This window comes from Singulisphaera rosea (assembly GCF_054877945.1).
The window spans coordinates 45,401-68,061 of record NZ_JBTYIP020000026.1 but is presented as its reverse complement, the minus strand read 5'-3'; the positions used below and the strand labels follow the sequence as shown (position 1 = coordinate 68,061).

The 22,661-nt window shown below is 65.3% G+C and carries 15 protein-coding genes; 3 read left to right on the top strand and 12 right to left on the bottom strand.

From position 1 onward, the window contains the following. The first annotated feature begins 7 nt into the window (after positions 1 to 7). Positions 8 to 3,229, top strand: coding sequence for a protein kinase domain-containing protein (locus ACYOEI_RS31365; protein ID WP_462853743.1), 3,222 nt, complete (start codon positions 8 to 10; stop codon positions 3,227 to 3,229). A gap of 289 nt (positions 3,230 to 3,518) precedes the next feature. Here the strand turns inward: ACYOEI_RS31365 and ACYOEI_RS31360 are convergent, their stop codons facing one another. Continuing rightward, positions 3,519 to 4,199 (bottom strand): GntR family transcriptional regulator, encoded by a 681-nt coding sequence (locus tag ACYOEI_RS31360; protein ID WP_462853742.1) that lies wholly within the window; start codon positions 4,197 to 4,199, stop codon positions 3,519 to 3,521. Between the two features lie 238 nt (positions 4,200 to 4,437). Between ACYOEI_RS31360 and ACYOEI_RS31355 the strand changes: the two genes are divergently transcribed. Further along, complete coding sequence (locus tag ACYOEI_RS31355; RefSeq protein WP_462853741.1) at positions 4,438 to 5,547, top strand: serine hydrolase domain-containing protein; 1,110 nt, start codon at positions 4,438 to 4,440, stop codon at positions 5,545 to 5,547. A gap of 236 nt (positions 5,548 to 5,783) precedes the next feature. Here ACYOEI_RS31355 and ACYOEI_RS31350 read toward each other — a convergent pair whose 3' ends face one another. The 11 genes from ACYOEI_RS31350 to ACYOEI_RS31300 all read right to left on the bottom strand — a co-directional run bounded on the left by ACYOEI_RS31350 (position 5,784) and on the right by ACYOEI_RS31300 (position 19,980). Continuing rightward, positions 5,784 to 7,016: a TlpA family protein disulfide reductase gene (locus ACYOEI_RS31350; RefSeq protein ID WP_462853740.1), complete on the bottom strand. Its 1,233-nt coding sequence runs from the start codon at positions 7,014 to 7,016 to the stop codon at positions 5,784 to 5,786. A 706-nt stretch (positions 7,017 to 7,722) separates the two neighbouring features. Further along, positions 7,723 to 8,262 (bottom strand): DUF2778 domain-containing protein, encoded by a 540-nt coding sequence (locus ACYOEI_RS31345; protein WP_462853738.1) that lies wholly within the window; start codon positions 8,260 to 8,262, stop codon positions 7,723 to 7,725. A 526-nt stretch (positions 8,263 to 8,788) separates the two neighbouring features. Further along, complete coding sequence (locus ACYOEI_RS31340; protein WP_462853737.1) at positions 8,789 to 9,049, bottom strand: hypothetical protein; 261 nt, start codon at positions 9,047 to 9,049, stop codon at positions 8,789 to 8,791. A gap of 342 nt (positions 9,050 to 9,391) precedes the next feature. Continuing rightward, entirely contained in the window at positions 9,392 to 10,594 is a 1,203-nt protein-coding gene (locus ACYOEI_RS31335) for a SpoIIE family protein phosphatase (RefSeq protein WP_462853735.1), read from the bottom strand. 12 nt (positions 10,595 to 10,606) lie between these two features. Then, complete coding sequence (gene cheB / locus ACYOEI_RS31330) at positions 10,607 to 11,635, bottom strand: chemotaxis response regulator protein-glutamate methylesterase (RefSeq protein WP_462853734.1); 1,029 nt, start codon at positions 11,633 to 11,635, stop codon at positions 10,607 to 10,609. Continuing rightward, entirely contained in the window at positions 11,632 to 14,088 is a 2,457-nt protein-coding gene (locus ACYOEI_RS31325) for a hybrid sensor histidine kinase/response regulator (protein ID WP_462853732.1), read from the bottom strand. Before ACYOEI_RS31325 ends, cheB begins: the two co-directional genes overlap by 4 nt. Next, the gene (locus tag ACYOEI_RS31320; protein WP_462853730.1) at positions 14,085 to 14,780 is read right to left on the bottom strand and encodes a chemotaxis protein CheW; all 696 of its coding nucleotides are present in this window, start codon (positions 14,778 to 14,780) and stop codon (positions 14,085 to 14,087) included. Before ACYOEI_RS31320 ends, ACYOEI_RS31325 begins: the two co-directional genes overlap by 4 nt. Then, the gene (locus tag ACYOEI_RS31315) at positions 14,777 to 16,057 is read right to left on the bottom strand and encodes a CheR family methyltransferase (protein ID WP_462853729.1); all 1,281 of its coding nucleotides are present in this window, start codon (positions 16,055 to 16,057) and stop codon (positions 14,777 to 14,779) included. The genes ACYOEI_RS31320 and ACYOEI_RS31315 overlap by 4 nt, the downstream gene beginning before the upstream one ends. Next, positions 16,057 to 16,518 carry a chemotaxis protein CheW gene (locus ACYOEI_RS31310; protein ID WP_462853727.1) on the bottom strand — a complete coding sequence of 154 codons (462 nt, stop codon included), beginning with the start codon at positions 16,516 to 16,518 and terminating at the stop codon, positions 16,057 to 16,059. Before ACYOEI_RS31310 ends, ACYOEI_RS31315 begins: the two co-directional genes overlap by 1 nt. Positions 16,519 to 16,560: 42 nt before the next feature. Then, positions 16,561 to 18,630: a methyl-accepting chemotaxis protein gene (locus tag ACYOEI_RS31305; protein ID WP_462853726.1), complete on the bottom strand. Its 2,070-nt coding sequence runs from the start codon at positions 18,628 to 18,630 to the stop codon at positions 16,561 to 16,563. A 69-nt stretch (positions 18,631 to 18,699) separates the two neighbouring features. Then, complete coding sequence (locus ACYOEI_RS31300) at positions 18,700 to 19,980, bottom strand: urea ABC transporter substrate-binding protein (RefSeq protein ID WP_462853725.1); 1,281 nt, start codon at positions 19,978 to 19,980, stop codon at positions 18,700 to 18,702. A 699-nt stretch (positions 19,981 to 20,679) separates the two neighbouring features. Between ACYOEI_RS31300 and ACYOEI_RS31295 the strand changes: the two genes are divergently transcribed. Further along, positions 20,680 to 22,644, top strand: a complete 1,965-nt coding sequence (locus ACYOEI_RS31295) for a HEAT repeat domain-containing protein (RefSeq protein WP_462853723.1) — start codon at positions 20,680 to 20,682, stop codon at positions 22,642 to 22,644. The last annotated feature ends 17 nt before the right edge of the window (positions 22,645 to 22,661 follow it).

The window sequence follows — 22,661 nt, the reverse complement described above, 5'->3', positions numbered from 1 at the left end:
TGTCGAGATGCCGATCAACCCGCTCGTCCTGGAGCTCCTGGAGGCCGTGCTCGAGTCGGGGAGACCGGTCGAGGAGGTCTGCAAGGATCGCCCGGAACTGATCCCCGAGGTCCGCGCCTGCCTGCGTCAGCTCTCTTCGGTCCGGGACGAGCTGGATGCTCTCTTTCCGGAAGATGACGAGCTCGTACCCGCCCCGAGCTCGTCGGCGAGCCCGGAGATCCCCGGCTATCTCGTGGGCGAGGTCGTCGGGCGTGGCGGGATGGGCGTGGTCTTTCACGCCCGACACTTGACGCTCAATCGGCCGGTGGCACTGAAGATGATGCTCAACGGCGGGTTCGCCGGCCCGCCGGAGCTGGCGAGGTTCCGGCACGAGGCCGAGGTCCTGGCCGCGTTCCAGCATCCGAACATCGTCCAGGTCTATGATGTGGGCGAGTCCGGGGGCCTGCCTTACTTCACCATGGAGTTCGTGGGCGGCGGGAACCTCGCCCAGAAGCTCGGCGGGGTCCCGCTGCCGGCCCGAGAGGCGGCGACCCTCATGACGATCCTGGCGGGGGCGGTCGAGGTCGCGCACCGGGGCGGGATCGTCCATCGCGACCTCAAGCCGTCGAATGTCCTCCTGACCCTCGACGGCACGCCCAAGATCACCGACTTCGGCCTGGCCCGGCGCTTCGAGGTTGATGCTGGGCTGACCATGACGGGCGTGCGGATCGGGACGCCCGCCTACATGGCCCCCGAGCAGGCCGCGGGACTCGCGAGGGTGTCGGGGCCCGCCACCGACATCTATTCGCTCGGGGCCATACTCTACGAGCTGCTGACCGGCCGCCCGCCGTTCCTCGCGGAGTCGAGTGCCGAGACCGAGCGGCAGGCCCTCTCCGAGGAGCCGGTCCCTCCTTCCCGGCTCAATGCGAAGGTCCCACGCGACCTGGAGACGATCTGCCTCAAATGCCTGCAGAAGAATCCGACGCGGCGATACGCCTCGGCCGACGAACTGGGAGACGACCTCGGCCGGTACTTGCGCGGCGAGCCGATCCGGGCCCGACGCGTCTGTTCGCTCGAGCGGGCGGCCAAATCGATGAGACGCCACCCGACCCGGACCTTGGCGATTCTCGGTGGTCTGACGATCTCCATGGCGACCCTGACCGCGACCTGGTGGGTCGTGTCGTTCCGGTCGACGACCATCCGTTCGGTCGAGGAAGACTTGCAGCTTGCCAGGCGAGCGCTGAGGCGCTCGAGCTGGGACGAGGCTCGCTCCGCGCTGGATCGGGCGAGGGGCAGGCTGGGGCAGGGCGATTACGGTGGCCTGCGCCCCAGCCTGGATCAAGCCGACCGCGACCTGCATCTGGTCGGGCGCCTGGCCGCGATCCGGCTGGATCGCATCATCCGGGCCGAGCCTGGGGCCGACGCCTACGAGCACGCCTTCAGCTCCTCCGGCGTCCTCGACCTGAAGGCAACGCCTCAGGCCTCGGCCGAACGGCTCGGGAGGATGGACGTCAGGGACGCGCTCGTGTCCGCGATCGACGATTGGGCTCTTGGCTCCATCCATTTCGCCGATCGCCGTCGCGAAGCCTGGTTGCTCGACGTGGTGAGGAAGTCCGATCCCGACCCGACGGGTTGGCGTGATCGCTTGCGCGATCCGGGCGTGCGGCGTGACAAGGAGGCGCTTGCGAGACTGGCGAGCACGGCGAAGCTCGCCGAGACGCCCGTCGATCTCCTGGTCACGCTCGGCGAGCTCTTGCAGAAGGCCGGAGGCGACGCGATCCCGTTCTTGCTCTCTGTCCAGCGGGAACACCCGGACGATTTCTGGGTCAATCACTTGTTGGGATTTTATGCCGAGTGCCGGAATGACAACCCGGAGGCGCTTCGCAACGATCAGGCGGCGCTGGCCATTCGGCCGGACACCCCTTATCTGCTGAGCAGCCTCGGCCGCGCTTTGGCCCGGGCCGACAGGATGGCCGAAGCGATCGCCTATCATCGGAAGGCCACGCACCTCGCCCCCGGAGACCCTATCTTGAGGATGAGCCTCGGCGCCTCCTTGATGGAGGTCGGCGAACCCGCCGAAGCCGCGGAGCAGTTCGAGAGGGGGCTCGAGCTCCGGTCGGAAACCTCGATGCAGCAGATGCTCCGAGATAAGCTCCTGCGTTGTCGGCTCCAAATGGGAGACGTCACGAAGGCCGACGCATTGTGGCGGAGTTCCCTCGAGGCGAAACCTCCGCGTCACGAGACTTGGGACGGTTACGCCGAGTTCTGCCTCTTTCGCCGCCAGGACGGGGCGTATCGTGCGGCGTGTCTCGGCTTGCTCCACCATTTTGGCGGGACCGAGGACCCGTTCATCGCCGAGCGGACCGCACGCGCCTGCCTCCTGACCCCGGTCTCGGGTGATGCTTTACAAAAGGCGACGGCCCTCATCGACCTCGCCCTGGCCGACCCCAAGTCGAAACCTGACTGGGTCCGCTCGTACTTCCTCGTCACCAAGGGTTTGTCCGAGTATCGCGCCGGCCGTTGGGCCAGTGCGGTCGCGATCATGGACGGCCCGGCGAGCATGGCGCTCCAACCCGTACCTCGCCTGATCTCCGCCATGGCCCGGCATCGGCTCGGCCGGGATGCGGAGGCGTTGGACACGTTCGCGGATGCCGTCCTCTCGACCGATTGGAGGATGAACCAGGCCATTGATCGAGAAAATTGGATTGCACATATCCTGCGACGAGAGGCCGAGGCGATGCTTCTGCCGAACTTCAATGACTTCGGGACTGGTAGATACCAACCTCGGAGTCTGAAGGAAAAGGTCGGCTCTCTCGGAGTCTGCCAATCTGAAGGACGATATGCGAACGCATCCTCGATCTATGGGGAACTCCTGGCCGCCGACGCCCGACTCGCCAATGACCTGAACGCCGGCATCCGTTATCGCGCCGCCTGCATAGCCGCCCTGGCCGGGGCCGGGCTTGGTGTGGAGGGGGCCGGTTTAGACTCCAACGCTCGCCTTCGATGGCGGCAACAATCTCGAGATTGGTTGCGCGATGATCTGAATCTGGCGAAGAGACTTTCGGAAACCAATGTGGCCGTCGGCCTTCGCGGCTTCCTCTCGAACCGCCTCAAAGCCTGGAAGACCGACCCCGACCTGGCGGGACTTCGAGACCCGAACGCTTGCAATGGGCTGTCCCCCGCAGAGCAACGGGACTTCCAGGACCTTATTGAGGCCCTCAAGGCACTCGTCGAGGTCACCAAGAATTGAAAGCGCATAGGGAAGTCGGGGCTGAGTGTCTGTCCCGAATCCGGTTTTACTACAACGAGACGTCTTGCTGATCGCCACCGATCCCCAGCCGGAAGACCGCTACACCGCAAAGCCACGTAATGACACAAAGAACTGTCGAAGCAGGTCCGAGGAGTATTGGTTCTCGCTGGCTCCTCTTGATTTGTGTCCCTGTGCCTTTGGAGTGAAATCCTTACGCGGTGAGAGTCTTGTGGAGCTCAGCCAGGAGTGTCAAAAGCAGGGCTCGGGATTTCCTTCGGGCTTGGGTCGATCAGCGTTGTTCCTGGTTCTCCGCCAGCATCCGGATCCGCCCCAGGCTCCCCGCCCAGTTGTTTCTGAGGGCTTGGCATGCTAGAGGTAACGAACTTTTTCGCAAGGCCTCGATGATCGCGGTGTGCTCGCGAAATGATGCGTCAACGCGTGGGGCCGCGTCGAAATAGGCGAGCTCGACTCGCCGAAGCCGCAACTTGAGTCGTCGCAAGACGGACAGCAGCTCGCTGTTCCCGGTCCGGAGGATCCAGAGTTCGTGGAACTCTTCATCGGCGACGGCGGCCGCCGCGGCCTGCCGGTCCTTGGCCGCTTTCCGCATCGCACGATTGATCTCCTCGAGGCCTTTCAGGTCTTCCGGGGTCAGCATAGGGAAAGACTGCTCGAGCGCGAGGATCTCGAGCGACTCGATGATGGGGTAACTCTCGACGGTCCGCGTCAGGTCGAGGGGCGCGACGCGGGTCCAGCGGTTTAGCGCCGTGACCACGAGGCCTTCGTCTTCCAGTCGGCGTAATGCCTCGCGCACCGGGGTCCGGCTCACTCCGAGCACGGCGCCGATTTCATGGTCGTTCAGGTTCTCCTCGGGTTTGAGGGTCCCATCGATGATCCACCCGCGGAGCTTGCTGTAGGCCTCGTCGCGAGCCAACGTCCGCGACACCTTGGAGACGGGGTCAGGCAGGGGCATGGAACTCCCTCGTCCGTTTCGTCGCTTGATTTTGATCCGGTGGTATGTAATATATCACAGCGACACCAGGCGGCCAAGACGAGCATCTCGCAACGATCTGCGGCCGGACTCGTGTCGACCGGGCCAGGTGTCGGGTGTGGACGGCCCGGTCGATCCGCCGGGGATGTCGGCGAATGCGCCGACGACCCTCGGAGTGATCCTCTTATCCTCGAAACCTCGAAAGGGTCGGTGTCTTCCCATGAGAATCCTATCGGCCATGATCATCGTCGGCCTGGCATTCGCCCCGCCGTCATTGGCCCAAACCACCGAACGTCGCATCGCCGAGAAACTGGAGCCGTTCCTTGCCCAGGTGATGAGCAAGCAGCAAATCCCGGGGCTCGCTATCGGGGTCGTCGAGTCCGGCCGTCCGGTCTATATCCGCGGCTTCGGGGTGATGGATTCGAAGACGCCCGACCGACCGGTCACCGCCGACACGCTCTTCCACATGGCGTCGATCACCAAGCCTTTCGTGGCGACGTCGGTGATGCAACTCGTGGAGCAGGGCAAGGTGCAGCTCGATGCCCCCGTCAGGCAATTTCTGCCGTACTTCGAGATCAAGGACCCTCGCGGCCCTACCATCACGGTGCGGCAGATGCTGACCCATTCTTCAGGAATGCCGGACGTCGAGGACTATCTCTGGAACAAGCCCGAGTACGACGATGGTGCCCTGGAACGCTACGTCCGCAGCCTTCGAGACAAAGAACTGCGCTGGGACCCGGGGACGAAGTTCGCCTACAGCAACATGGCATTCGAAGTCCTCGGTGACCTCGTCGCCAAGTCGTCCGGGATGAGCTTCGAAAATTATGTGCAGTCCCATATCCTCAAGCCGATCGGCATGACGTCGAGCACCCTGCTGCTGAAGGAGGCGGATCCGGCCCGACTCGCGACCGGTCATACGCGGACGAAGGATGGCCCGCTGACCGCTGTGGCCCACTATCCCTACAATCGCATCCACACCCCCAGCTCGAACCTGCATTCGAGCGCGGCGGACATGGTCCGTTGGATGTTGGCGAACTTGAATCGCGGAGAGCTGGACGGCCATCGGATCCTGAAAGACTCGACCTATGACGTGCTCTGGAAGCCGGCCGTCGAGATTTCCAAAAAAGAATATATGGGGATTAGCTGGTTCCTTCCGGATCATAAAGGCCAGCAGGTCGTGATGCACGGCGGGAGCGACGACGGATTCCTGACCATGCTCATATTCATGCCGGCACGCAAGACGGGTGTCGTGGTCATGGTCAACACAGACCACGCCCCCATGTTCGGGATCGGCAAGAAAGCGTTCCTCGTGGCGCTCGGAGAGGAATAGGGTGAGCCATCTCCCTTGCCTCACGGAAGGTTGGCTTACTACTATTGTTGAAATAATTCACTTGATCCGTTCTCGTTCCCACGGTCCCCTGGGAATGCCGTCTTGCACGCTCTGCGTGCCGAGTTCTTAACCTCGAGGTGCATCGAATCGCTCCTCCTTCGAGACGGAAGCACGATTCGTCGCCAGGAGGTATTTCGATGTCGAAGCCGTCGACCCAGGGCGTCGAAGACGGGATCTCACGGGGACTGAAGAAACGAAAAATGTAAAATGACGATCCGTTGTATTGGTCGAAGATGGACCCTGGGAAAACGGGCGAAAGGCCGTCTGGGCGACTCCACGTTGACGCCGACAAGAGCGTGGTCAATGCGAATGAGATCCGCAGCATGCGACGATGATTCGCCCTTGGCTTCGGCTCCGACTTCCTGGAGGAGTTGCTCGACCGCCCTCTCCAGTTCCTGTCCCTTGAGGTTCTTGTGCCGGATGATCCCCTTGTGGTCGATCACGTAGCTCGTCGGCCAACTTCGCACGTTCCAGGTCTTGGAGATGGGGTCGGTCTTCGCGCTCCCGTCCCACCAGGATCGCCAATTGATCTGGTGGTCTCGGACGGCTCGCCTCGCGGTCTCCGGGTCAAGGTCGCCGTTGATCCCGAGCAAGACGAACGGCGTACCGTCGAATCGCTTGACCATGGTACGCTCGTCGGGAACCATCGCCATGCAGGGTCCGCACCATGTGGCCCAGAATGAGAGCACTACAACCTTGCCACGAGACTGGGTCAATCGAAACGGAGCGCCGTCGAGGTCTTCCGCTTCGATTTCGGGTGCAGGTTTGCCGATGGCAAGTGTCGATAACTCGAAATAGTGGGGCCTGGCGAAGTCTGCCAATCGCCCGCCCGCCCATTCCACGTCCCCGAACTCGCCGTTGAGTCGCTCGAGGAGCGAAATCGCATCTTCGGTCAGTCGCTCGGAATCGAGAGTCTTGAGGTAGTCGGTCGAGCCTTTGCCGAAGCCCGTTTCCAACCGATTCAGCCAGTCGGCGTCCATCTCTTTGACGGCTCGATCGCGGAGCCACTTCTTGTAGAGTGCGAGATCAAAGCAGGCCCTCGCGCGCGTCTGTCGATCGGGGCTATGTTCGAGGTACGCCCGCATCCACGCCTCGGCGACGGGCATGGGCCAGTTCATGACCTGCAACCCCGTCTCCACGAACGGTGCACCGTGGAGGTCCAGGTGATCCCGCCTCAGGAGGTCGGCCGCCTTCTGGGCTTCCTTGGTGAAGCGGCCATGCTGGACGACCGTGGTGAGCACATCCACGGCCCCGGCATCCTTCGGGTTTCGCTCGGCCCAACCCACCAGCTTGGCCGCATCCGGGACGGGTACGGGGCGCGTCTCGATCGCTTTCTTGTAGTGTTCGGGATTCTTGGAATCGCGCAACGCCTTGATGTATGCGTCGTAGTCTTTGGCGTATCGGCTCACGACCTCGCGTGCTTCGACTTTGAGTTGAGCATCATCGGATTCGGAACTGCTGTTCGCAAACGCGCTTTCTGTTGTGTGGAAAATAGAAAGAATGATGATAAATTTAACGAGTAGCGTTAGTGGCATCCAACTGCGGCGGCCCTCCAGGGCTGAGGAAGGAGCCGGGGGCGTGGCCCAATGAAGTGGTAAACCCCGTGGCGTTCGTCCGCGACTGTCCGAACTTCGAACGAACGAAGCCTTGGGAGCATCTTCGCCGGACGCGATTGCTGGGCTCGATTCGTGGCCTTGGATGCTGCGATCGTAGGGCCTACGTTCGGCGATGGGACGCTTGCCCATAAGTGCCTCCAAATTCAGAGGAAATCCAGCAATGGCGATCCGTCCCAGCTTAGAGAACGAATCCACGCTTTACAAGAGTCAGAGGATGGCTTGGGGGGTCGGGAGGGGATGATTCGTTCTGTAGGATCGTCAAGGCTCGACTCGCACCGTTCCGAGACGAGTCCGAAGCGCCAGCGGGTGAATCGCTCTCGGTTTCATGCGAGAGGATTCACCCGCTGGCGTTTCGGGCTTGTAAGAGGTCGCCCGGAGGCGTTGTGCACGGAGTTCAACCCGGGGTGATTCGCTCGGTCGCGGCGAATCCTCGGGAGATACTCTCGCACGTCGAAGCTGAGTCGGGACCTGTTGGATCTCGTGGCGAGGACGGTCGGCCTCAGGGGGTGACGAGGGTCCCACCGTTGGTCGAGGTGCCGGGGCCGGGGTATTTGACTTTGATGATGAGCCTGTTGCGATTCCCTCGCTTGGCGGGCGGGGTCGCGGCGAGGCGTCGCAGGCTCAGGAAGAAGGCGGGGTCGACCTCGATACAGCCGTGCGAGAATCCTTTGGTCGAGTCATGGAGGTAGAAGCCGCCCCGTTTGCGGTTCGCGGGGCTGTCGATGTGCTCCGTGCGGAGCCGGACGCGGTCCGGGCCCCAGGCGTTGTTGGAGAAGATCTTGCCGTGAAACGTCCAGGTCGCCGGCAGGCTCTCGATCCCCTCCCGAACGTCGAGTGATGTCTCGCTGATCATCTCGCCCGGCTTTTTCTCGACGTGGAGCGTGAAGGAATATCGCCCTTCGGGGATCGGTCCCATGTCGACCTTCCCCTGTTCGTCGGAGTTTTGGTGACCCATCAATCCCGACGTTGCCTTGAACTTACCGACACCGTGCCAATCCACTTCGGTGCCGTTGTACACCATGTCTGCCTTTTGTGCCACCGTGGAGCCCTCCGGGGGGTAGGGGGTCAATGGGCAGGCATCGCCTTGCCCATAAGAATCCAAGTCACACGATATGGTTTTCCCCCTATACGATGGGAATGGCCCCCCGGTGACACGGCGACGCATGAGGTCGGCTGGCGTTTGCCGATTTCCGACTGGAGGGTGGCAGCGGTTGGAACAACCGGGGTCGCGCAGCGACAAGAGGCCGATTGCCAGTCGGCTATAAATACGATTCGGGATGTCTCACGGCACGGACGGCCGAAGGCGAGGTGGCTCTCGCGGACGCTCGGGCGTCGTGGGATGAGCCAACCCTTTGCATCCCACAGCCGATCCCGGCTCGACGAGGGATTCGGCATGGTGGTCTGAGAATGGGGTGCTCCTCCTGACTGGGTCCCGGCCCCGACCCACTCGAGTCGTGAGCCTTCTGTCGCTCCGCGACCCCGGTCGTTCAAACCGGCGTCACCCGCGGGCCAGGCCGTGCTGGCTCGATCGACTTGGGAGGCTCCGGGGCTCCTCCGGTGCCCGGTTAGACAGGCCCGCCCCTCTGGCCGTGCTCGATGGCTTCCAACAACGCGATCACCCGGTCCAACCGCTCGGCCACTTGATCGACCTGGGTTTCAAGGCGCCTCATGTGTTCTTCTGCGTGTTGTCTGTGTTGCCGGAAGGTTTCTTCGCTCTTCTCGACGCTCTGCTCGACCATCCCCTGATTCCGGCGGGAATTGCGGAGGATCGAGTAGATCAACAAGATGACAATGAACGTCGGGAGTAACACGGGGATCCACACCATGGGGGAAGCTCCCTTGTTCCCACCCGGTCCGTCGGCCGCGAGGGCGGAAGTCGCAGAGCCGGAGATGAGGACCAATAACGTCAGTCTCCGGGCGAATGCCCGCATCGCACATCTCCTGGGATGCTCGGGCCTCGTTCGCAACACGCCCCAACGCCCGGTTTTGGTGGCCTGTGCCCGCAGGACGTCTTCGGCGCCGCGGGCTGGATTGGACCCACGTTCGTTCTACCAGAACCTCTGCCGGAAGGGTTGCTGGATTTCGCAAACGGTCCCCTGAATCTGGTGGCCCATTTTCACGGTCTCCCCGGTGCAAACGGCCCGGCTCGAGCGGCCAAGCATCGGAGTTCAGGTCGCGGCCGGGAAGTCGAGCTCGACGATGGAGAAGTCGTCGACGAAGTCGTCGCGTTCGCCGACGCGTCGGGCGTCGGCGATCATGCGGTCGAGGTCGGAGGTGCCGGGGCGGGCGGGGTCGCCGAGGACTTTGACGAAGTCCTCGAAGGGCCACATGACGCCGTTGGGCTGTTCGATCTCGAAGAGGCCGTCGCTGTAGAGGAAGAGCTTGGCGCAGGGGGGGATGTCGCATTCGCCGGTGACGAATTCGAGGTCCTCGACGGCGCCGACCATCGGCCCCTGGGAGTCGAGCAGGCTGATGGAGAGTTGGTCGGGGGAGGGGCCGCCGACGAGGAGGGCCGGGGGGTGGCCCGCGCCGGAGTACTTGAGGTGGCGGGTCTTGGGGTTGTACACGCCGTACCAGATGGTGAAGAACTTGCCGTTCTGCTGATCCATCGGGAAGGCGCGGTTCAGGGCGTTCAGGACCTGGCCGGGGTGGCGGAAGTCGGTCTGGGGGAGCGACTGCGAGCGCAGGGCGTTCAGGGCCGAGACCGACAGCAACGCCGCGCCGACGCCGTGGCCGCAGACGTCGAGGAGGTAGAAGGTGTAATGGTCGTCGTCGAGCGGGTGGTATCCGAACGAGTCGCCGCCGAGCGTGGCGGAGGGGATGAACCGCCAGTCGGCGCGGACGGGCCCGCGACGCACCGGCTCGGGGAGGAGCGAGCGGACGTATTTCTCGGCCTGGGCGACATCCTCGGCTAACCGCTTCTGGCTCTCCAGCAGGGCCTGATAAGCCTCGTTACGCTGGAGGAGGTTGATATAGCCCTTCGAGTGGTAGCGGATCCGCGCCACGAGCTCGAGCTTGTCGGGGAGTTTGACGAGGTAGTCATTCGCCCCCCGCGCGAAGGCCTCGGCCTTGGTCGTCGGCTCTTCCTTGGTGGAGAGGACGATCAAGGGGGTCTCGCGGGTCGCCTCGTGGGCCCGGAACCGGTTGACGAGCTCGAGCCCGTCGATGTCCGGCATCACGAGGTCTTGGAGGATGACGGTGGGGCCGATCTTGTCGGCGGTCTCGATGGCCTTGGTGGGGTCTTTGCAGTAGTGGAAGACGATGCCGTCGTCGCCGACGAGCATCCGGCGGACGGCCTCGCCGATCATCGGCTGGTCGTCGACCAACAGGACGGTGATCTTATGCTCGGTGAGTGACGGTTCGACGCTCATCCGACGAGTCTCCTAGGCGGAGGTCTTGGTCCGCAGGTGTGAGACGAGGGCCTCGGCGATCCGGCCGACGGGGAGGACTCTCGAGGCGGCGCCGAGTTCGACGGCCGCCTTCGGCATCCCCCAGACGACGCTCGTCGCCTGATCCTGTGCGATGGTTTGCCAGCCTTCCTGCCGGAGCGTCAAGAGCCCCGAGGCCCCGTCGCGGCCCATGCCGGTCAGGAGCACGGCCAGGCCCGGGTCGGGCCAGTGGGCGGCGACGCTGGCGAAGAAGACGTCCAAGGAAGGGCGGAAGCTGCAATCGACCGGGTCGGCCGAGTACCACAAGGTACGGTCGGCGGCCATGACGAGGTGGTCATTCGTTGCGGCGAGGAGGACCTTGCCGGGCTCCGGACGTCGTCCCTCGACGACCAGGGAGACCGGCAGCGGCGAGTTGGCCCCAAGCCAGTGCGCCAGGCTCGGGGCGAAGGCCGCGTCGACGTGCTGGACGATGATGACGCCGGCCGGCCAGCCGGCCGGGATCCCGGAGAGGATGTCGGCCAGGGCCTTCGGGCCTCCGGTCGAGGCCCCCAGGAGCACGAGGTCGCCCAGTCGTTGCCGGGCGACGGGCGAGGGCGTCGAGCGCCGGGCGACGTTCGGGACCGAGGGCTTGCCTATCAGCTTCGCGACGGTCCTGATCTTCTCGAGCAAGGGCGAGGCCCCCGCGACCTTCCCGGACGGCCCGAGTGCCGGCGTGTCGACAGCATCCAAGGCCCCGTGACCCATTGCTTCGTAAACTTTGTGGATATGATCGCTAACCGATGCGGTCACGACGAGAATCGCGCAGGGGGACTCGGCCATGATCCGTCGGGTGGCCTCGGCCCCGTCGGTCCTGGGCATGATGAGATCCATCAGGATCACATCCGGGCGGTCCTTGCGGGCGAACGCGACGGCCTCGTCGCCGTCCTTCGCGAGCCAGGCGACCTGGTTTTCCGGGACCGACTGGACGACGCGACGAAGCGCCTCGCGGGCCATGGCGACGTCGTTGGCGATCCCAATCCTCATCCGCGAGCCTCGCCGATCAAGTCGACTACCGTGCGCAAGAACGTCTGGTCGTGGAAGCTGCTCTTGGTCAGGTAGGCGGTCGCCCCGGCATCGAGGCCGCGCATCCTGTCTTCTTCACGATCTTTGTACGAGATGATGACCACCGGCAGCGACTTGAGCAAGGGGTCCTGCTTGATCTTCCGGACGAACTCGATCCCGTCCATGCGTGGCATGTCGACGTCGCTCACGACGAGGTGGTAGAGGCCGCTGCGGACGGCGTTCCAGCCATCCATGCCATCCACGGCGGTGTCGACCGAATATCCCTGATTTTCGAGGAGCTGACGCTCGAGCTCCCGGACGGTGATCGAGTCGTCGACGACGAGGACTCGCTTCACGACCCGCTCCTGCCGAGCGGCGGTCGTCGGTTCGAGCCGTTTGAGCCGGCGCCCGGCGAGGAGGTTGTCGATCGACCGGACGAGGTCCTCGACGTCGATGATGAGGACGGGCCAGCCGTCTTCGAGCACCGACGCGCTGCTGATGTCGGGGACCTTGCCGAGCCTGGGGTCGAGCGGCCGGACCTGGAGGTCGCGCTCGCCCAGGAACGCGTCCACGACCATCCCGAACCGCTGCCCGCGGTCGCTGACGACGACGACCGAGAGATCCCCCTCCTCGGCTTCGACCGGCGGGAGCTCGAGGACCTGGGTCGCCGAGACGAGGCCGACCGGCTGGTCGTCGAGGACGAAATGCTGCCGGCCTTCCAGGACCTGGAGCGAGCTCTTGGGGACCTCGAGGATGCGGTCGATCCGGGTCAGCGGGAAGGCATAAGGCTCGCCGCCGATGTTCACGAGCAGGGCTCGGATCACCGACATCGTGATCGGGAGCTGGAGGGTGAACGACGTCTCTCGTCCCTGCTGCGAGGCGACTCGGACCGTGCCCCCGACCTCGCGGACCATGCTCTGCACGACGTCGAGGCCGACCCCTCGTCCCGAGAGGTCGGTCACCTCTTCCTTGGTCGAGAATCCGGGGAGGAAGAGGAATTCGAGGATCTCGGCCTCGCCCAACTGCGCGGCCATCGACTCGGCGACGAGCCCGCGTTCGACGATCCGGGCCCGGACCTTCTCCGGGTTGATCCCCTTGCCGTCGTCGGTGAGGGTGACCTGGAGCCTCCCCGCGCGGTGCCTCGCCTCGAGGCGGATGGTGCCGGTCTCGGGCTTGCCGGCCGCGAGCCGCTCTTCCGGAGTCTCGAGGCCGTGGTCGAGCGAGTTGCGGATCAGGTGGTTGATCGGGGCCTCGAGCTTCTCGAGGATGTCGCGGTCGACCCCGGTCTTCTCCCCTCGGATCTCGAGCCGGACCTTCTTGCCCAACTGCCGGGCGACGTCGCGGACCATCCTGGGGAACCCGGAGACACCGTCGGCCAGGGGGCGGACTCGGCTGGCGAGGACCTCGTGGTGGAGCCTCCCCGAGAGGTCTTCGATCCTCCTGGCAAAGTCATCGAACTCTTCGAGCTTCTCGTTGAGCAACTGCCGGCAGCGCCCCGCCTGCTGCTTCGCCCGCGAGACGACGTCGCGCTCGCGGGCCGGGTCGAGCCCTTCGGTCGACCAGCGGTCCTCCATCTGCCGGAGGCTCTCCCAGAGGGCCGTCTGGCTGTTCTTGAGCGCCAGGAGCGAGTCGACGAACGGCCGGAGCCGCCTGGCCTCGACGAGCGACTCGCCCGCGAGCCCCATCAGGTGCGTGAGGCTGTCGGCCGTCACCCGGACCACCCGCTCTGCCTGCTCGACGGCCCGTGCCTGTGCCGGAGCCGCCTTCGGAGGCTCGCTCGGCGTCGGCTTCGGCGTCGGCGTCGTGGTTTGCGTCGGCTTGGGGGGCGGTGCTGGTGCGGGAGGAGTCGGAGCCTCAGCCGTGGCCGGCGCAGGGACCTGGGCCGCGGCGGCCCCTTCCGATTCCGAGGCGACGCCGGGAGGCGTTTCCTCGAGGATCTCCGGCGTCGGAGCCGGCTCGGGGGGGGGCGGTTCTTCGGGGACGGTGTCCGGCGGGGCAGGGGGGGGAGGCTCGGATGAGACCGGAGTCTCGCCCGTGAGGATGGCCGCGACCTCGGCGATCGTCGCCTCGATCCGGGCGGCGTTCTCGGCCGCCCACGACTCGACCTCCTCCTCGGCGACCAGCGAGCACTGGGAGAGGAGGTCGATGCCTCGGAGCAGGATATCGACGTGGTGCGGCAGGATCCGGATCTTGTCGTGCTGGGCGGCGACGAAGCAGTCTTCGAGGACGTGGGCGACCTTGACCGCGGCGTCGAGCCCGACGATCCGGGCGGCCCCCTTGATGGAGTGCGCCGCGCGCATCATCGACTCGAGCGAGGACGGCGAGGCGTCGCCCCCTTCGAGCGCGAGCAGGCCTTCGGAGAGGACGGCCACCTGGCCTTCCACCTCGGCCCGGAAGAGCTCCATCAATGAGAATCCGCTCAGGTCGTCGCTCACTGCCCGAGGCTCCGAAGCGCGGCGAGGACGCGATGCTCGTCGAGCAGGCCGATGGAATGTCCACGCCAGGTGAAGACGGCCTGGCTGAAGCTGCTGACCTTGGTCAAGGTCGAGGGGACGACCCGGAGCTGCCCCCGGGGGATCCGCCCGACCCCGCGCACCTCTTCGGCCGGGAATGCCCAGCGCTTCGACTTCGACTCGACGACCACGAGCCTGGGCGTGATCATCCGGCCGGCGTCCTCGGTCGACTCCTTCGCCAGGGTCGATTCATCGGAGTCGACCCCGAGCAGGCCGTGCATCGAGACGCAGAGCTGCAACTGTCCCCGGACGTTCACGAGCCCCAGGAGCGTCTCGTCGGTCCGGTGCGGGATCCGGTGGACGGGCCGGGGGTGGGTGACTTCCGCGAGGACCTTCGTGCTGAGCGCGAGCCATTCGCCGAGGAGCCGGAAGACCAGGACGCTGAGCGAGTCGGCGTCGATGACCTGCTTCTCTCGGCCGAGCAGGCGGGTCCACTCGGCGAGGTAGCCGGCCGGGGCGGGACGGTCGAAGAAGGTCCGGGCGGCCGACGAGTAGACCGGGCAGCTCCGGCAGTGGACGTGGACCTCGAGCTCGGGGCAGCTCCGGTCGCCGCCGATCCCGATCCGCCTCCAGCAGTCGACGACGGGCAGCTCGGAGTCGAGTCCGTTACTCATCGCGCCCCTTTCCGCTGCGAGGCCCGTTCGGCCCTGCGACGGTAACCGGCCTCGGCCGACGGGTCGCCGCGCTTCTGAGCGTTCAGCGCGAGCGCGAGGAGCGCCTCGTCGTGCTGGGCGTCGAGATAAACGGCCTTGAGCAGGCAGGCGTCGGCCTGATCGGCCCGCCCCGTTGCCTGGTGGATCATGCCGAGCAAGAAGTAGGCCTGGGCACTCGGGCCCCGCTCGCGGTTCGATTGCTCGCAGAGCCGGATGGCCTCGTCATATCGCCGTTGGTTGGCACACTCGGTCGCCCGCTCCAGCAAGCCAGGGGCTGGGACGTTCGGGGCTTGGGTTGCTTCGAGCCCCGGCGAGGTATGACCAAGGTCGGCCCTGGAGGAGAAGAGCTTTGGCCGGGCCGTCGCGGTCTGGCGGAGGTCCGCGGGGCGATGCGGCCGGGAAACGACGGGGCGGGTCGGCACCGGTTCGGGAGTCTTCGCCAACGCCGACACGCGGCGATAGGCGAAGCATCCCCGCTCCGGGATCGGGGCGAAGCGAGGCGTGAGGATCGCCAGGGCCTCGGAGTGCCCCGCGAAGAGGATCCCGGTCGGGGCCAGAAGCCGGTCGAGCGTGGCCATCGCCCGTTCTCGGGCGTCCGGGGTCAGGTAGATCAGCAGGTTCCGGAAGAAGATGAAGTCATAAGGAGCTTCGTATTTCAGGAGACCGGCGTCGAGCAGGTTCCCGCGGTGGAAGCGCACGGACGCCTTCACGGCGGGGTCGAGCTCGAAGCCGTTCGCGGTCGGGCGGAAGTGCCGACGGTAGTCGGGGAAGGCCTTGCTTCGGAAAGCGTTCTCGCTATAAACCCCGCGCCTCGCGCGGTCGAGGACCCGCGTGCTGATGTCGACGCCGTCGATGTGGAAGCGGTGCGTCGGGAGACCAACCCCTTTGAGGGCGAGCGCGATGGAGTATGGCTCTTCGCCCGAGGCACAAGGGAGGCTCAGGGCCCGCAAGGGGGGCTGGGATGGGTCGCGGAGCCAGCGCTCGCGGGCGAGGCGCTGGACGAGCTCGAAGGGCTGGACGTCGCGGAAGAACCAGCTTTCCGGGATGACGACCTCGTCGATCAGGGCCTGGAGCTCCTCGCCGGAGCCCTGGAGGGCCGCGACGTACTCCTCGACCGACGCGACCCCTCGGGCGGCCCGGCGCGTCTCCACGGCCTTGGCGATGGTGCCGGCACCGACCGCGGCGGGGTCGAGGCCGATCTCTCTCGAGAGCAGGTCTTCGACGCGAGTTCGCCACATCACGACGCCTCCAATGCCCCGAACAAGGCCTCGCGCAACGCCTCCGGCAACACCTGCTCGACGTCGATTAATTGGACCAGGGTCTCGTCCGCCTGGATGATCGGTCCCAGGTACGGGGCTCCGCTCAGGGGCATCGCGGGGAACATCGCCCGCTTCCCCGACACCGATTTCAGGTCGTCGACTCGCTCCGCCATCAATCCGAGCAAGAACGGCGCCCCTCCCGCGACCGGGCTCTGGACGAGGATGATCCGGGTGCTCAATCGATCCCGGCACGGGTGGCCGTCGATCAACTGATTCATGTCGATCACGGGTGCCATCGTATCACGGTAGTGGAAGAGTCCCGCCAGATATTCCGGCGCGTGCGGGACGGCCCGAAGGTTCACCCGGGGCACGACCTCGACGACCTTCTCGGCGTCGACGGCGTAGGCGTCATCGGCGATTTTGAAGACCAGCAAGAGCATCGTTGCACCTTCGCAGTAGGGACGTCTTCGTCGTTGTCGACCTCAGAACGAGTCGGGGCCCGTCGGGGCCTCGGCCGGGCCGAGGGTAAAGCGCGAGACCTCTTCCTTCAGGCCGTTCACCGCCTCGCGCAGGTGGGTGTTGGCCTCGTTGAACTCGCGGAGCGACCCGGCGGTCTGGTTCGCCCCTTCGCTGAGCCGGACCATCGCCTCGCGGATCTGGTCGGCCCCCTGGGACTGGGCCCGCATCCCCTCGTTGACCTGGTCGAATCGCGCCGTGAGGGCCTGCACGGCTCCGATGATCTGCCCGAGCTGCTCACCGATATGGTTGACCTCGGTGACCCCCTGGCGGACCTGGTCGCTGAACTTGTCCATCTCCATCACGCCGGCCGAGACGCTGTACTGCATCTCCTTCACCATCCGCTCGATGTCGAGGGTCGCGACGGCCGTCTGGTCGGCGAGCCTGCGGATCTCCCGGGCCACCACGAGGAAGCCTAGGCCATATTCGCCGGCCTTCTCGGCCTCGATCGCCGCGTTGATCGACAGGAGGTTCGTCTGGTCGGCGACCTTGGTGATCGTCGTGACGACGAGGTTGATGTTCCCGGCCCGCTCGCTGATGACCGAGAGCTTCGAGCCGATCGAGCTCGTCGAGTCGGCGAGCTGTCGCATCGTCCGGTCCATGCCCGAGAGGCTGTCCTGGCCGGATGTGGCCATCGAGGCGGTATGCTCGGCGACGCTGCTCACGTCGTTCATCGTCTTGAGCAGCTCCTGGCTGGTCGCCGAGATCTGCCGGACGGCGGCGACGGCCTGGTGCATCGAGGCGCCGTATTCGTTGACGGTCTGCTCCTGTTGCCTCGAGGTCGCGGCGATCTCCGTCGCCGTGGACATGAGCGCAACGCTCGACTTCTGGATCCGGCCGATGAGCGAGCGGAGGTACTCGGTCATCGTGTCGATCGCGGTAAGGAGCTGCCCGGGTTCGCCCGTCGCCTTCTCGGTGACCTTGGACGTGAGGTCACCCGCGGCGACCCGCGCGGCGACCTGTGCGGCGTCGCGGATCGGCCTCGAGAGCGAACGTGCCACCAACCGGGCGACGAGGATGACCGGCACGCCCGTCAGGATCAGCAGGGCGATCGTGGCGTACCACTGGTGCCGGATCGGCGCATAAGCTTCGGCGATGTCCTGCTTCACGACCATCGCCCAGCGGAACGAGGGGATGTAGGTCCAGACGGCGATGACAGGCACGTCGCGGTCGTGTGCGTAGTCCACGACCTCGCCCGAGCCCCGCTCGCCCTGGACCCCCTTCTGGAGCCCGAGGGAACGTTCGCTCCCCATCGGGATCTTGTGGCGGAAGCTCGCCTCGGGGTCGGATCGCATCGGGGCGGCGACGATCACCTCGTCGCCCGACCGGATCGCGACCTGGGTCTCGCCCGTCAGGCCGAGCCCGGTGTAGTCTTCGACGACCTGGTAGATCTGCTCGTTGTTGAGTTGGTAGACGATCACGCCGACCACGGTCCCGGCGTCGTTCAGCACCGGGCTGGCGATGAACAGCGCGGGGGCCTTCAGGCCGGGATAGATCTGGTAGTCCGACATCTCCGACTGGAGCAGCGTCCGGGCGCGATCGAATACGCCGGCGAGCTCGGTCTCCTTGAGCGGGCCGGACTCGATCGAACGGCCGATGTCGAGGTCGTCGTGGAGCCGGAAGAGGAGGTCTCCCTCGGGGGAGAAGAGGTAGAAGTTGGGGTACTCGAACGCCTCGGCGATGTAGGTCAGGAGCGGTCCCAGGTCCTTCTTGACCTCCTGATATTCGGGCGAGTTCATCCCGCCAGGCTTCTTGATCCCATCGCCGAAGCGGGTGGACGACATGACCATCGTCCGGGTCCGGGCCATCGCCGTGACGCTGCGGAGCCGCTCGGCCGCGAACGTCTCGAGGGTGGCAGACTTCGCCTCGGAGATGACCGTCAGCTCGCGGAGGATGGATTGCTCGAGCGCCTTGCCCGAGATCCAGGAGGACACGCCGGTCAGCAAGGCGCAGGGGATCAGGGCGATCGCCAGGAACCACGAGAGGAGGCGGCCGGCGATGGAGCTGTTGATGCGTGAGAGGCTCAGTCTCGGCATGGTCGTCTCGTTACGGGTCGGCGAGTTCGAGGGGGCATCGCAGGCGGGGGTTGTCCCTTCGGGGCCCGATCAGCCCGGTGTGATCGGGCTCACCTTGCGGTGCGGGTTGGCCCAACTGTTCCCCCACTGGGTGTAGAGGCCGTTGAGGAAGGCCTCCCAGTCCGTCTTCGAGCGAGAAATCGGGTAGGGGACGGGGCGCACCGGCTTGTCGGAGGTCCAGACGATGTCGAATTGCCCGTCCGCCCGCATCTTCGCGATATAGACCGGCCGCCAGGTGTGCTGGGTATCCGGGTCGACCGAGACGACCCCTTCCGGCGCGTTCAGGCTCTGGCGGAGCAGGAAACGCCGGACCGTGTCGACGTCCTCGGTCCCTGCCTCGCGGACCGCCCCCGCCCAGAAGAGGACGCTGTTGTATGCGGCCGTGATCACGTCGCTCGTCACCCGGTCCTGGCCCCACCTGGCCTTGAACCGCTTGACGAACGAGATGTTCTCGGGGCGGTCGATACTCTGGAAATAGTTCCAGGCGGCGTAGTTGCCGACCATGTCCTTCGCGGAGAGCTTGCGGAGCTCGTCCTCGGCGATGCTGAAGGAGATGACCGGCGTCTCCTCCGGGCGGATCCCCGCCTGTCGGAGCCGTTCATAGAAGGCCAGGTTGGAGTCGCCGACCACCGCGCTCAGGATCACGTCGGGCTTCGTCTTCTTGATCTTCGCGATCGCGTCGTCGACGTCGTCACTCCCGAAGAAGATGTATTCCTCGCCGACGATCTCGGCGTTCAGCGCCTTGAGCTGGTCCTTGACGATCGCGTTGACGGACTGGGGCCAGACGTAGTCGGAGCCGACCAGGAAGAACTTCCTCGCCTTCAAGATGTCGTAGCTCCACTTCACCGTCGGGATGATCTGCTGGTTGGGCGCCGCGCCGGTGTAGACGATGTTGGGCGACTGCTCGAGGCCCTCGTAGGCCATCGGGTAGATGAGGAGGTGATCCTTCTCCTCGACGACCGGCAGGACGTTCTTCCGGCTTGCCGAGGTCCAGCACCCGAAGATGACGCTGACATGGTCCTGTTCGATCAGCTTCCGGGCCTGGATCGCGTAGGTCGGCCAGTCCGACCGCCCGTCGGCGACGATCGGCTTGATCTCCCGCCCGAGCACCCCGCCTCGAGCGTTGATCTCCTCGATCGCGAGCAGCTCGGCCTCGATCATCGATTTCTCGCTGATCTTCATCGCGCCGGTTTCCGAGTGCAGGATCCCGACGTAGATCGGCTTGGTCGACCTGGCGTACGAGCTCAAGGCTAACCAGCCCAGCACCCCGATGGCCGAGACGACGACGATGGAAACCAGGAAATGTCTCATTGGCTCACGCCCCCGCCTAAACAACCCTGAGACCTCTTCAGGGCATGGCCGGGAGGCCCACCCCTCGCGTTCCCCTTAACTACGCTCGGACGGTTCGGCCGGCCCACGGATCTCGCGCTCCTCGAACCGGTGTGTTGATTTGAAAGAGGACACCCTAGATTGTCTCGTCATCGTAGATTACCTAGTTTGTCTTCCTGGTGCAAATCGTAGGTTTAGATTTCGAGGGTCTTCGGTCGGGGCTTCGGCCGGTGTCCAAGGCAAGTTGTGCGGGGCAGGGCGTCATTCAAGATGGCTTGGGCGACGGTTCGCCGTCCGTCTCGGGGCGGAAGTCGAGCTCTGGTTGGTCGGTCGGTTAGGCCTGCGGGAATGCTCTCAATGGTCGGTTGGCGCTGAATTCTTTCGTGGTTTCGACGGTTCGGCGAAGTTCACTGGGCGTTGGGGCGTTTTATTGATAATGTTTGCCTTGTTAGAATGGTAGCACCACTCCAGGCGCCCTTCGCGAAAAAATGATCCCACTCGGCGCCGATGCCGAGTTCTTCGCAAAGGCCCCGTCCGTGGACAAGGAGTGGCCGAGCTGTTGTGACGGGCCGAGGGCAACCGCCTTCAAGCCCCCGCGGTCGAGATGGCGCGAACGGTTAGAGCCTCCCCCCCCTCTATCAGTCGCAGGCGATAATCGGACCCGAGGCAAAGGGAAGGGATATGGCGATTGTTTTCGATTGCGAGCAGTGCGCCAAACCGTTCGATGTCGACGACCGCTTAGCCGGGAAGCGCGGGAAATGTGCCCGATGCGGGCACGTCTTCATCATCCCGTCGGCGACGATCGCCCCCCCCGCACCCCGACCATCGAGTCGTCCTGCCATGGCCGCCCAGAGGCCGGCCCCGGCCCGGACGCCACCGAATAAGCCGTCGCCGCCGCCGAAGCGACGCCCGGCCACGGCCCCCGCCGTCGACGATCCTTACGGCTTCGACGACGAATATGAGGCACCGCTCCCCTCATTAAGTGAACTTGAGGACGAAGTCCCGATCCGGCACCCGATGCGGGGCGGATATACGCCGAAGCAAGAATCGTCCCGACGACACCAGAATGAGTACGGGCTGGTCTTGGGGATGCCGGCCTGGGGCTACCTCGGCCTCTGTGTCGCGATCGGGGGGATTTCGGCGATCCTCGTCACGCAGACGTCGCCGCCGACCTCGACACTGATCATCGGGCTCGTGGTGGTCCTTGGTATGGGACTATCCTTGGTCGGGTCGATCATCTCCATCGTCAAGGCATTCCAGGAGAGTGTCGAGACCGGACTGCTGCACTTGTTCGTCCCCTTCTACGCCCTGTATTACCTGATCACGCGATGGGGGGTGATGCGGGCCTCGTTCTTCATGTCGCTGGGAGGGAGCGCAATGTTCATCAGCGTTGCGATCTTCGTTCCGGCGATTGCGGCGGCGCAGCATGCTGCCGAGCTCGCTCGGCAGCAAAATGCCGCCCTCGCGGCGAAGGCGGACAATCCGGCGGCCGGCCAGTGGGCACCCCCCCCGGCGCAGGGGGGTGGTGTCGCGAACGCCCCTGTTCAGCAGGTCGCCAATCGACGATCGCCGTCGGGGCTCCGCTATGAGCAGGATCTCAACAACCTCGTCTCCATCCTCGACCAGGCGACGGCCCTCTACGACTCGATGCGCGACCGGTTCTCGGTGCTTCGCGGGGAGTCGCGCCTGAGGAGGATGGAGATGCAGCTCAAGATGACGTTCGGGCTCCGGCCGCACCGGACGATGATCTTCGCCCCGGGCGAGATGGAGCGACTGAAGGCATCGCACGGGGAACGCGTCCGGTCGGCGCTCACGAGGCTCTTCGCGGCCCAGAATCGATTCCGGACGTTCACCCACCAACCTGCCGTGGTCTCGGCCTACCCGAAGCTTCCCGACGGCAGGCCCGACATTGATATCCTCTTCCCCGCGGGTGTCCCCGTGGGAGATCCGGTCGTCGCGACGCCTTCGCCGGCTCCCGCCCCGACTCAGGAGTCGAGCGAGCCTGCCGGCAACCACATCCCGGCGAACGAGGTGAATCGACCGGCGGTCGTCGATGAGCCGCCCGCCAGCGGCGACTTCGTCGATGTCGTCCTGCACGACCTGTCATCAGCCTCGCCCCAGAAACGGAAGGCGGCGTTGGGAAGGCTGTCGAGGGCACCGGCCAACGACCGCCGAGAGGAAGTTGCCAAGGCCATCGAGCCCATGCTCCAGAATCCCGAGGTCTTCGAACGAATCGAAGCGGCCAAGGTCCTTGCGGTCTGGGGAGGCCCGGAGAACATCCCGGTGTTGGTCAAGGCGCTCAAGGATCCCGAAGTCTTCGTGCGCTGGGCCGTCCTCGACGCGCTCAAGTTGCTCAAAGATCCCAGCTCGGCCGATGCCATCGCCGACGCGATGAAGGGCAACCACGACCGCGCCAAGGCCGGCGAGGCCCTCCGGGAGATCGGGACCCCCGCGGAGGACGCGGTCCTCAAATGCCTCAACAGCGGCGAGATGTTCCTCCGGATGGACGCGTGCAAGATCCTCGCGGACATCGGGACGAGCAAGAGCATCCCCGCCCTCCGCAAGCTCGCCCAGCGTCGCAACGGCCTCGACAGCATGGCCGCCCGCGACGCCTTGAACCAGATCGGAAACCAGAGCCAACGCTGATCGCCGGCCCAAGGCGC